The sequence below is a fragment of the Streptomyces sp. NPDC050433 genome (assembly GCF_044458565.1).
Classification (GTDB): Bacteria; Actinomycetota; Actinomycetes; order Streptomycetales; family Streptomycetaceae; genus Streptomyces.
The window spans coordinates 141061-153192 of the sequence record NZ_JBITIB010000006.1 but is presented as its reverse complement, the minus strand read 5'-3'; the positions used below and the strand labels follow the sequence as shown (position 1 = coordinate 153192).

At 71.1% G+C, this 12132-nt stretch carries 5 protein-coding genes; all 5 read left to right on the top strand.

The window, feature by feature from the left end; genetic code table 11:
- The first annotated feature begins 289 nt into the window (after positions 1–289).
- The 5 genes from ACIBLA_RS09980 (at position 290) to ACIBLA_RS09960 (ending at position 11977) form a co-directional block, all read left to right on the top strand.
- Positions 290–3319 (top strand): AAA domain-containing protein, encoded by a 3030-nt coding sequence (locus tag ACIBLA_RS09980; protein ID WP_399198321.1) that lies wholly within the window; start codon positions 290–292, stop codon positions 3317–3319.
- A 177-nt stretch (positions 3320–3496) separates the two neighbouring features.
- Positions 3497–5224: a TIGR02677 family protein gene (locus tag ACIBLA_RS09975; RefSeq protein WP_399198320.1), complete on the top strand. Its 1728-nt coding sequence runs from the start codon at positions 3497–3499 to the stop codon at positions 5222–5224.
- Positions 5221–6465 (top strand): TIGR02678 family protein, encoded by a 1245-nt coding sequence (locus ACIBLA_RS09970; RefSeq protein ID WP_399198319.1) that lies wholly within the window; start codon positions 5221–5223, stop codon positions 6463–6465. Before ACIBLA_RS09975 ends, ACIBLA_RS09970 begins: the two co-directional genes overlap by 4 nt.
- Positions 6462–10613, top strand: a complete 4152-nt coding sequence (locus ACIBLA_RS09965) for a TIGR02680 family protein (protein WP_399198318.1) — start codon at positions 6462–6464, stop codon at positions 10611–10613. Before ACIBLA_RS09970 ends, ACIBLA_RS09965 begins: the two co-directional genes overlap by 4 nt.
- Positions 10604–11977, top strand: coding sequence for a TIGR02679 family protein (locus ACIBLA_RS09960; protein ID WP_399198317.1), 1374 nt, complete (start codon positions 10604–10606; stop codon positions 11975–11977). Before ACIBLA_RS09965 ends, ACIBLA_RS09960 begins: the two co-directional genes overlap by 10 nt.
- Positions 11978–12132: the final 155 nt, after the last annotated feature.

The following is a 12132-nucleotide window of genomic DNA, read 5'->3' as shown; positions in this document are numbered from 1 at the left end:
CCCCGTGCCCTGCTGGTTGCCGACCGCCCCGTCCGTCTGCCGGTCCGCGGACGATGAAGGCGTGGGGGAAATCCTAACGGCGGGACGGGAGCGCGAGGCGGTACATGATGAAGAACGCACGAGGTGCGGGCCATCCGGCGAAGAGCTTCAACACCGCGCCCCGACAGCCAAGATGATCACTCCGGTGCTGGCCGGAAAGCCTCGTTGCTGTGTTCGCTCCGCTTATGGTCGCGCTACTTGGCGTATGCACCATAGGGTGCCGCGGGTTGCGACGGAATTGGGAGCGGGAATGACCAAGGAGTCCGGGCTGCCGTATCCGGTGCCGGAGTTGCTCACGGCGGTGCGTCTGGAAATCGCCGCGGAGTTGCGCAGCGACGGCAAGGACAGCGCGAAAGTCTCCCTCTCCGCGGGCCGACGAATCTCAGCCTCCGACCAGAGATACGAGTATCTCTACGCGTGCAGGAAATGGCTGGCCTCACTCGACGGCAAGCCCGCGTTGGTACGTGCGTCAGGATCCAGAGGCGAGTGGTCGCCGGCCGACGTCGCGCGTATGCCCGACGGCAAGGTGCGCGTCGTCACTGCCCTGGACCTCGGAGGAAGTCCGGGCAATGTCCAGATCCGGGAGGACGAGTCGGCGTCCTCGCGAGTCCTGGCGGAGCGGCTGGAGACTGTGGGGCAGCCGCAGCATCCGGTGCGTCTGGAGAGCGCCGGGTGGGTGGTGGGGCGAGGCACGCCGAGCCTCGGCAGGACGGGAAGCGCCGCGCGTTGGGTGGCGAACTGGCCTTCTCTGCCGCTCAATTCACGACAGCGTCAGGCTGTCGAGCGAGCGCTCGTGGACGATGTGCTGTTTCTCTGGGGGCCACCGGGGACAGGCAAGACGGACGTCATCGGACACATCATCGAAGGCAGCCGCCGTCAGGGCCTCTCGGTGCTCTTTCTCGCGCCGACCAAGGTCGCCGTGGACCAGGCTCTGATAAGGATCTGCGACCTGCTCGCCAAGGAAGAAGGCTTCGACGACGGGCTCGTGCAGCGCGCCGGAGAGATCACCGTTCCCGCTCTCCGCGAGAAATACGGGGACCAGGTCGACGGAGGGCTTGTCGCCGCCCGGTTGAAGGCCCGCCTCGACGACTCCCTCGCGCAACTCGCCGATGCTCTGCGTCGTGCGCGGGAGGCCGTCGCGATGCACGACAAGGTGGCGGGGCTGCGCGCGGACCTCGCCTCGCAACAGCGGATCCACGTCGAGGCGGCGAGCGCGCGGACCACGCACAACGCGGCACTGCACGAGGGACGTTCCTTCATATCCGCGCAAGAAGCGGTGATCGCGAAGATCGGACTACCGAGTGGTCTGTTCGCCGGCCGGAAACAGGCCCAGCTCGACACCGCGCGAGCTGCCGCGACGCAAGCCGGATTTCAGGTCCAGCAGGCGGCTACGGGCCTGGCTGCGGCGGACAACGCCTTGCGCAGGGCAACCGCTGAAATCACGCGCATCCGGGGCTCACTGTCGGCCGAATTGCCGAAACTCGACGGGCTGCCGCCCCGACAGGCTCTTGCTGATCAGGCCGAGCACCTTCAGCAGCAGATCAACGGCCTCGAAGAGCAGCGCAGAAAGATCGCGCAGACCGTCCGTTCGAAATGCCACGTACTCGGTGCGACGGTCGCGAAAGCCGTCCAGTCCCGAAAGCTGCTCGACAGCGTCGATGTGGTCGTGATCGACGAAGCGGGAATGGTCGATCTGCCGTCGGCCTGGTACGCGGCCGGTCTGGCCGGAAAACGGCTCGTGATGGCAGGAGATTTCCGGCAACTGCCGGCGGTGACGAAGGCAAGCAGTGACCGCAGGGCCACACCGGACGAGCGGGAGCACGCCGAGCGGTGGAGCGCGCGGGACGTGTTCCAGGCGGCGGGTCTGGTCACCGCCGGCGGCTCCGTGGTCAACGATCCGCGGCTCGTCGCGCTGGATACGCAGTACCGCATGCGCGGTGCCATCTGTGATCTTGTGAACACCGTTGCCTATCCTGACGCGCCGCTGGTGACGGGACGCGGCGACGGATCCCGTATTCCCTTCAACACCCTGGTCGACGTGCCGGTGATGCTGGTCGACACCTCGCGGCAGCGCATCCCCGGCCGTGATCACCAGACGAACACCGTGCACGAGGCCGCCGTGCACGAACTGGTACGCGGCCTTCAGTACGAAGGCGTGCTGCCCGGCCGGAAGGGAGAGCAGGCGTGTGCGGGCGAGCGCGCCACCGACCGCCTTGCCGTGATCGCTCCGTACAAGGCACAGGTGAAAGCCCTGCAGAGCAGCCTCGGCTACCGCTTCGGCGAGCGGTTCGAGGGACTGGTCGACACGGTGCACCGGTTTCAGGGAAGCCAGCGCCCGATCGTCATCCTCGACACCACGGCCGGTGCCGGAAGGAAGCCCGGGTACTTCTACGAAGGCACGGGGCTCTCCTCGTCCACCTGTCGTCTGCTGAATGTCGCCCTCAGCCGCGCGCAGGATCACCTCGTCGTCGTGGCGGATGTCGAACATCTGCGGCAGCACCTGCCCCCGGCGAGCGAGGCACGCCGCATGCTCGACCATCTTGAGGCGCACGCCCAGTCCCTCTCCGTCGACCAGCTAATCCCGGTCCGGGAGGCCGCCCAACTCGCTTCACTCACGGACGAGGAACTCAGCCGTCCGGCCTTCTTCCCGGCCGACGAAGTGGCCCGAGCGGTGCAGTGGGACATCCGCCGTGCCACCCGGAGCATTGAGATCTACTGCCCGTTCCTTAACCAGCAACCCGTGCGAACCTGGTCGGGGCGGTTGGCCGAACGGACAGCCGATGGGGTGGAGGTGATCGTGCGCACACGCCCGCCGGAGGAGCAGACGTCCGACGCCGCTGTCGAAAGCGTCCAGAAACGGATCGAAGAGTTGAGGGCGGCTGGCTGCCGCGTCGAGTTCCGTGAGCGTATGCACGAGAAAGTCCTCATTCTTGACGGCACAGTGCTGTGGCACGGATCTCTCAACTTGCTTGCCAGCCCCGGCCCGACCGATCTGATGATGCGGCTCACGGATCCCGCCGCCTGTGAGCGGGTAGGCCGCGTGATCGAGCGAGCACGCAAAGGCGGGGCGGCGTGGAATCCCCGTTCTTCCGGGCCTTCGGCGCGTGGACCCGAGGATCACGGCGGAAAGAGGCTGTATTTGAACGTCCCCTTCGCGGAGAAGGACGAGGCGAAGCGACTGCTGGGTGCCCGTTGGGACAAGGACCGGCGCAAGTGGTACGTGGACGCCGCACAGGTCGATCGTGAACAGGCGGCGCGGTGGATGCCGCCTTCGTCCTGACGAACTGTCGGGCGTTGGCTGGCTGTTCGTCGCCGCGACCAGGGCAGGGGACGCACTCACGATCTCGTGGAACGGGGAACCCAGCCGTTTTCTCCGTCCTCTGCAAGCCGTAGGTCACTGAACGGAAAACGGGCATCACGCACAGGAGTGGGCACCGGTCCGGAACAATGGCCGGTGATGACAGCACAGACTCCCGGCCACGAACCCGTCGACTACGGACCCTTCGCCCACCTGACCACTCCGAACTCCGCCCTGTACCGGCAGGTGATGCGCACCTTTCTGGCCGCCAAGGAGCGGTTCGCGGTGCACCTGCGGCCGGAGGACGTGCACGCCGCTATGGCGGCGGGGAGCAGGCCGGCCGACGTGGAGCCGGTGGTGAAGGCCCTGGACGCTCTTGTCGCCTGGGGCAATCTGCGGGCCGATCCGGACACCGCGCGGGTGACGGCGGTCGAGGACTTCTACCGCAAGCGGTTCATCTACCAGCTCACGCGCGCCGGTGAGGCGGCCGAGGCCGCCCTGGGAACGTACGACACGGTGCTGGGGCGGCGCGGCGAACTCCAGGCGGTCGCGCTGCACGACATCGTCACGCAACTGCGGGCGCTGCTCGTGATCGCGTCGGACGATGAACCCGACCCGGCCAAGGCCCATCTCGCCCTGTCCGTGCTTACGGCGCGCTTCACCGACCTCGCGGACAACGCCCGCGCCTTCATGGGGTCGCTCCAGCGCACCATCGACCTGCACGACATCGAGGTCGAGGCGTTCCTGTCCTACAAGGACCGGCTGATCCAGTACCTGGAGCGGTTCATCCAGGACCTCATCACCCTCGGCGGCCGGATCGCCCTGTTGATCGGGGAGTTGGAGGCGCAGGGCAGGGTCGGCCCGCTGCTGGGCCTCGCCGCCGCCCGTGAAGCCGCCGACGCCGCTCCCGAGGACGCCGAACACGCGGAGGCGGCGGCGCGGGAGAAGTGGGCCGCTCGATGGTCCGGGCTCGCGGAGTGGTTCGTGTCGGCGGAGGGACGCGAGTCGCAGGCCAGACTGCTGCGTGGGCGGGCACTCGGGTCGATCCCGCAACTCTTGGCGGTGGTACGGCAGTTGAACGAGAGGCGGGCGGGGCGTTCCGACCGCTCGGCTGATTTCCGTGTGCTGGCACGTTGGTTCGCGGGGGCGCCGGACGACGAGGCGAGGCACCGGCTGTGGCGGGTGGCGTTCGGGCTGTACTCATCCCGGCACCTCACGGTCGACGCCGACACCCTCGCCGAACGGACCGCCGATCCGGAGCCGGCCTCGACCCCGTGGGCCGAGGCCCGACCGCTGCGGATCAGCCCCCAACTGCGCCGCACCGGCAGCTACGAACGGCGCGGCAAGCCCCGCAGAGTGGCTGACCGGAGCGAGGCGAAGCGCAGGCTCGCCGCGATCGCCGCCCGTCAGGCGGAACAGGCAGGCGCGGCCCGGTCCCGTCTCGCCACGGGCGGCCCGGTCCGGCTGTCCCGACTGGGAGAACTCGACCCGCTCGCCTTCGAGTTGTTCCTCCGCCTCCTCGGCGACGCCCTCTCCACCTGGCGGCCGGGCATGACCACTACCGCCGCCACCAGCGGGGACGGCTCGATGGAGATCCGGCTGACCGCGCTCGACGACGGCTCGACGGCCGAAGTACGCACGCCCGACGGGGTGTTCAGCGGACCGGACCATCTGGTCGACATCATCGACCTGGCCGGGACCATCGGCATCGGACCCAGGAGCGGGCGGGACGGAGTGGCTGTCGCGTCCGCAGGTAAGGAAGAGGCGGGGTCGGCCGGGCCGGTGCCCGCCCCTGTGCGAGACGGGGTTCTGGAGGGCGGAACGGCGCGGCGCGGCAGGTACGGGCCCCGGAAGGCCCTCCTGCCGCGGGATGGGGAGGACCGATGACCGGACCCCTGACCGAGGTCCTGGAAGGCCAGCGCGAGGCCGACCTCCAGCGGGCCGCGCGCGCCCTGCTGAAGGAGCCGTTGCTCACCGCCGACGGGCCGCACTCCGACGCGTTCTGGCTGGTGCGCCGGCACGCCGCCGAACTGCGGGAGTGGTTCGAGCGCAACGTCGGCTGGACACTGCGCACCGACGCCGAGGCCGCACGGCTGCGCAAGACGCCGGGCACCCTCACCGACGCCACCCACGCCGCACGCGAGACCGGCCGGGCCGCCCTGCCCTTCACGCGCCGTCGCTACGTCCTGCTGTGCCTGACGCTGGCGGCGTTGGAACGGGGTGAGTCGCAAGTGGCGCTCGGAAGGCTCGCCGAACAGGTCGTCCTGGCCGCGGCGGACCCCGAACTCGTCGCCACCGGGATCACGTTCACCCTGGAGCGGCGGGACGAGCGCCTCGACCTCGCCGCCGTCGTACGACTGCTGCTGCGGCTCGGTGTGCTGCGTCGGGTGGCCGGCGACGAGGAGGCGTACGTCAGCGGATCGGGAGACGTACTGTACGACGTACGGCGGCGCGTACTGGCAGGGATGCCGACTGTCCGGCGCGGCCCCTCCCTGATCGAAGCACAGGACTTCGATGAACGCCTGGTGGAGATGACGGCGCAGACCGCGCTCGACAGCGACGAGCTGAGGTTCCGCGCGATCCGCTGGAAGCTGACGCGCGTCCTCCTCGACAACCCGGTGCTGTACTACGACGACCTGACCGACGACGAACTGGCCTACCTCACCCGGCAGCGCGGTTTCATCACGGCGCGCATCGGCGAAATGACCGGACTGGTCGCGGAGGTGCGCGCCGAAGGGATCTCCATGGTCGACCCCCTGGACGACCTCACGGACGTACGGATGCCGGAGCAGGGCACGCACGGGCACATCACCCTGCTGCTCGCAGGACACCTCGCGCGGGCCGACGGGCCCGTCGAGCCGGCGCAACTGGCGTCCCTGGTGCGTGAACTGGCCCTGGAGCACGGCGGTTTCTGGTCGAAGTCGGCGCGAGAACCAGGATCGGAAACCGAGTTGGTGGAGCAGGCGCTTCAGAAGCTGGTCGCGCTGGGGCTCGCCCTGCGAACGGAACGGGGCGTGCTGCCACGGCCGGCCCTCGCGCGGTACGCGGTAGGAGACCCGGATGTCAGAGAGCCGGCGCGCGCCCCGTCGGCCGCACCGCCCGGCATGACCGCGAAGGACGAGAGGTGAACCGCGTCTTGACCATGCTCCCCACTCCCGCGCCGGGCCGGTGGCGGCCCCTGCGCATCGGGCTCGTCGACCTCTTCCACTACGACGTCGAGGAGTTCTGGTTCCGCGACGGCCGGCTGCTGCTGCGCGGCAACAACGGCACCGGAAAGTCGAAGGTGCTCGCCCTCACCCTGCCGTTCCTGCTCGACGGTGACCTCTCCGCGCGCCGGGTCGAGCCCGACGGCGACCCGGGCAAGCGGATGGAGTGGAACCTTCTCCTGGGCGGTGAACACCCGCATCCCGAACGGCTCGGCTACACCTGGATCGAGTTCGGACGGCTCGACGAGACCACGGGCGAGGCGCATTTCCGTACCCTCCTCTGCGGGCTCAAAGCGGTCGCCGGACGCGGAATCGCACGCCACTGGTTCGCGGTGACGGACCAGCGGATCGGCGCGGGCATCGACCTGCTCGACGCCACCGGTACGGCCCTGTCCCGGGACCGTCTGGCGGAGGCGATCGGCGCCCGCGGCATGGTGTACGACACCGCGAAGACGTACCGCAGAGCGGTCGACGAAGCGCTCTTCGGTCTCGGCGAGCGGCGCTACGGGGCACTGGTCGACCTCCTGATCCAGCTGCGCCAGCCACAGTTGTCCAAGCGCCCCAATGAAGCGGCCCTGTCCAGGGCGCTGACAGAGGCGCTGCCGCCGATGGACCAGGCGGTCGTCGCCGATGCCGCAGAGGCCTTCAGATCGCTGGACGAGGAGAAGGAGGAGCTGCGGGCGGCCCGCGAGGCGGAGCAGGCGTCCTCGGGGTTCCTCGACCATTACCGGCGCTACGCCCGTATCGCCTCCCGGCGCCGGGCCCGGCTGCCGCGCACCGAACACGCCCGGTACGAGAATCTCCAGCGTGAACTCCTCAAAGCGCAGGGCGACCGCCAACAGGCCCAGGATGACCGGAAGAAGGCCGGGGAAAGGGCGGCGGCCCTCGACGAGCGGGCCGCGCGGCTGAGCGCCCAGGACGCCACACTGCGGACCGGGCCCGAGATGCGCGACGCCCGCGCGCTCGAACAGGCGGCGGCCGACGCCTCCCGCACGGCGGGGGAACTGACGCGCGCCGAGGGGGACCGCCGGACGGCGGCCGAGACACACACCCGGGCCTTGGGGCGGCTCGCCACCGCCGGCAATCGGCTCACCGTCGCACAGGAGACGCTGGAGGCCGTCCAGGGCCGCCTGGCCGAGAACTGCGCAGCGGTCCGGCTCGATGCTCCTCGGACCCATGGGGCCCCCGAAGTCGCCCTGCGTCGGGAGGCGGACGAGGCGACGGCACGCAGGCGGCGCGCCGTTGAACATGTCGAGGAACTCGCCACGCGGGCCGAGCGGACCGGGGAGGCGCGCAGGGCCGCCCAGTCGCGTGCCGACGAGGCCGAAGAGGAGGTCGTGCACAGCGGGGAGCGGCTGGCCGAGGCCGAGGAGAGCGTCGCCGAGGCGGGCCGGGCACTGGTCACCGCCGCGCGGGAACACCTGTCGGGCTGTGTGGAGTTGCGGATTCCCGGGCTGCCCGGAGTCCTCGACGCCGTCCAGAACTGGGTGGGCACTCTGGACGGACCGCACCCGGCCCGTGAGGCGGCGGCCGAGACCCATCGCACGCTCGCGTCCCACCTGGCCGACCGGGCCGCCGACCTGGCCCATCGCGAGGCGGGGCGGGCGCAGCGACAGCGGCTCGCGGCGGAGGAGTTGACCACGCTCGAAGCGGGCGGGCAGCGCGGTCCGTCCGCCCCGTACACCCGCACGCCCGATGTGCGGGAGAGGGCTCTCGGCGCCCCGCTGTGGCGGCTCGTCGATTTCCGCTCCCACGTCACCGAGTCCGAACGCGCGGGACTGGAAGCCGCACTGGAGGCATCGGGGCTCCTCGACGCCTGGGTGCGGCCGGACGGTTCCGCGGTGGCGGCGGACGGCGATGACGTGCTGCTCGACCCGGTGAGCCCGCCCGGCTCCGAGAGCCTCGGCAGCGTGCTGTGCCCGGCGGTGGACCACGCGGACGCGGGGGCCGCCGCCGTGGGGGAGCCGACGGTCGAACGGCTGCTCGCCGCGATCGGGCTGGCCGGAAAGGACGGCGGCAGCGCCGAAGAGACTTCCGGAGGCTCCGGCGGCAACGACACCTGGGTCTCCACGGACGGGCGGTTCCGCGTCGGTGCGCTGACCGGAAGCTGGACCAAGGACAGCGCGCAGTACGTGGGAGAGGGCGCGCGGGAGCTGGCACGCCGCGCCCGGATGCGCGAACTGCGCATCGCCCTGGGGGCGTTGGAGGCGGAGCGGGATCAACTGGCCGAAGAACTGCGCACGATCGGCCGACGGCGTGGCGTACTGGAGGCCGAACTCGCCGCGGTACCGGGCGACGACGACCTGCGTCAGGCCCACGCCCGCGTCACGGCCGCGGCCGACGCGACCCACCGGGCCCGTGCGCGGCACGGTGAGCGGGCCGCCGATCTGACCCGCGCGACCGGGGACGCCGACCGTGCGGCGGCCGAACTCACCGGGACCGCGGCGGACATGAACCTTCCCGCGGAAAGGGCCGGACTGGGCTCCGTACGGCAGGCGCTCGCCGACCGCACAGCCCACCTCGCGGCGCTCTGGCCGGCACTGCGTGAACGCGCCGAGGCCGAGCATGCCGTCACCGGCGAGCAGGCGGAGAAGGACCGGGCCGAACTCCGGGTTTCCGAACTCGCGGAGCGCGCCGCGGCAGCGGTCCGCCTCGCCGCCGCCGCAGACGAAAAGCTCACCACCCTCCGCTCCACCGTCGGAGCCGCCGTCGCCGAACTCCAGCGGCGACTGGAGGAGACAGCGGCGGCCGTACGCGCCTGCGCGAGCGAACAGCGGCGGGCCCAGGACGACTTCGGCGACGCGGACCGGCGCGCCAGCCACGCCGAGGGACGTATCGAGCGGCTGGCCGAGGACGTCACCGAAGCGACCGCCGCCCGCGAACGCGCCATCGCGGCACTCCAGCGGTACGTGTCCACCGGACTGCTGGCGGTCGCCCTTCCCGACGCCGTCGTACCGGACGGCGACGGCGGGGCGTGGGCGGCGACCCCGGCCGTCAACCTCGCCCGCGCCATCGAGTCCCGGCTCTCCTCCACGGACGACTCGGACGCGGCCTGGGAGCGTGTGCAGAAGCGTCTGAGTGAGGAGTTCGGCAGGCTGCAGGACGCGCTGTCCCGGCACGGCCACACCGCCACGGCCCGTCCGAGTGAGGACGGCATGCGGGTCGACATCGTCTACCAGGGCCGTGAACGGGCTGTTCCCGAACTCGCCGAAGCCCTTGCCACCGAGGTCGCCGAACTGACCCGGATCCTGTCCGCGCACGAGCGCGAGATCCTTCAGACCCATCTGATCACCGAGGTCGCGGGGACGCTTCAAGAGCTGATCGGCGCCGCCGAAAGGCAGGTGCGCGCCATGAACAGGGAACTGGAGGAGCGCCCGACCTCGACCGGAATGAAACTGAGGCTCGTGTGGAGGGCGTCCCGGCGCGCCCCGCAGGGACTGGCGCAGGCCCGTGAGCGGCTGCGCCAGTCCGCCGACGCGTGGTCGCCCCAGGACAGGGCCGCGGTCGGTGCGTTCCTTCAGGAGCAGATCGCGCGCCGACAGGCCGACGACAGCGCCGGCAGCTGGATGGAAGACCTGACCGCCGCCCTCGACTACCGGACCTGGCACGAATTCGGTGTCGAACGCCATCAGCACGGCAAGTGGGTGCAGGCCACCGGGCCCGCCTCGGGCGGCGAACGGGTACTGGCGGCGTCCGTGCCCCTCTTCGCCGCGGCGTCCTCCCACTACGCGAGCGCGGGTGGCGCGTACGCCCCACGCCTGGTCACGCTCGACGAGGCGTTCGCCGGAGTGGACGACGACTCCCGCGCCAAGTGTCTCGGCCTGCTGCGCGCCTTCGACCTCGACGTCGTCATGACCAGCGAACGGGAATGGGCCTGCTACCCGCAGGTCCCCGGCATCGCCATCGCGCAGCTCTCCCGCGTCGACGACATCGCCGCCGTCCTGGTGACGCGGTGGGAGTGGGACGGCAGCGACCGACGCCGCGGCACGGAGCCCGGCGGGCCCGTCGCCGGTCAGGAGCGGGCCGGTGTCGAGGACAGCACCGGAGATCAGGAGTCCCTGTGGACGTGAACCCTTCGGCGACCGCGCCCTCACCGACCGAACGAGGGCCCGGATCGCGGAAACCGGTGGAGCGCGCCGGACCGACGGACGTCGTGGCGGCGAACCCGCCCGCGACGCCGCGCGAGGGCGGACAGGACGTAGGGCAGATCGACGCCGAACGCCTCGGCCGACTGCTTGGCGACCCCGGCCTCGCCTGGCTCGTCGAACGCGCCCGGCACCGGATGGCGCGCGGCCGACCACTCACGGGTACGGTCGCCCTGTCACACCCGGATGAAGCCCAACGCCGCGCTGCTGAGCGCCTGTTGGGACGCCTGCCGCAGGCCGGCCGCTCCCTGACCGTACGCCTCGACACCGTGGACGCGATCCTGCGCCGCTCCGGTGTCAGCCCTGACGGACTGGCGCCCGCCGTGGTGGCACTCACCGGCCCCGTCACCCCGCACGCGGAGGCGCGGCGCGGCGAGGAGCGGGCATGGGAGGAGGCATTCGCCCCGCTCGGCACCCTGGACGCCGGGCTGGCCGACTGGGCGGGGCAGATACGCAGGGACGGACTCGTACGGCGACTGGCGCGCACACCGGAAGCCGCCGGACCCCTGGTGGAGGCCGCTGTGAAGGCGCTGCGCTCCCTGCCCGTCGTACCCCCGATGTCACGCGCGACGTTCGCGGCGCGGCATCTCTCCGGTGCCCACTGTCTGGACGAGGGGGCACCGCTCGCCACTCTGGTCCTCTCAGGTATCCGTGCCCTGACGGGCTTCCCCGACGGCGCCGGTGCCGCATGGCGACGAGAAGCATGGGCGTCGGTGGGCCTGCTCAAGGACGACGTGTCGTCGACCGTCCTGGCCCTCAACCTGCGAGGCACCCCGGCCCTCGACTGGATGGCCGACGCGGGTGAGCCCGCGGTCCTGACGCTGCGCTCCCTCACCCGGCTCACGCCGGCCCCCGCCGTCCCGGCGACAGGAGTCGTCCACGTCTGTGAGAACCCGGCCGTGCTGTCCTCCGCCGCCGACACCTTCGGCCCGGCATGCCCGACCCTGGTGTGCCTCCAGGGACAGCCGTCGGCCGCCGCGCTCACTCTGCTGCGTGGTCTGTCCGCGCAGGGGGCCGACCTTCTCTACCACGGCGACTTCGACTGGGGTGGTGTGCGCATCGCCACGGCGCTACGGCGAAGTGTCCCGTGGCGGCCGTGGCGCTACACCGCCGCCCACTACCGAGCAGCGGTGGGCAGGGTGGCCGGGGCCCCGGACCTGACCGGCTCACCCGCGGAGACTCCGTGGGACCCGGCCCTGGCCGCCGCTCTCGCCGAGCACGGTGTACGTGTCGAAGAGGAGGCGGTTCTCGACGTCCTGCTCGCGGACTTGCGGACGCAGGCTCGTTGAGCCGGTGGGGAAGGACTCCTGACCGGCAAGTCGGACCTCACCAGTCGTGGACAGTCCCGTCCTGGAGGCGGTTGACGCTGAAACGATGCTCGTCTGTCGCTCGTTCTGATGGGACGTCAGGCGCTCTGCGCCGGCCAGACGGTCTGCCGGCTGCG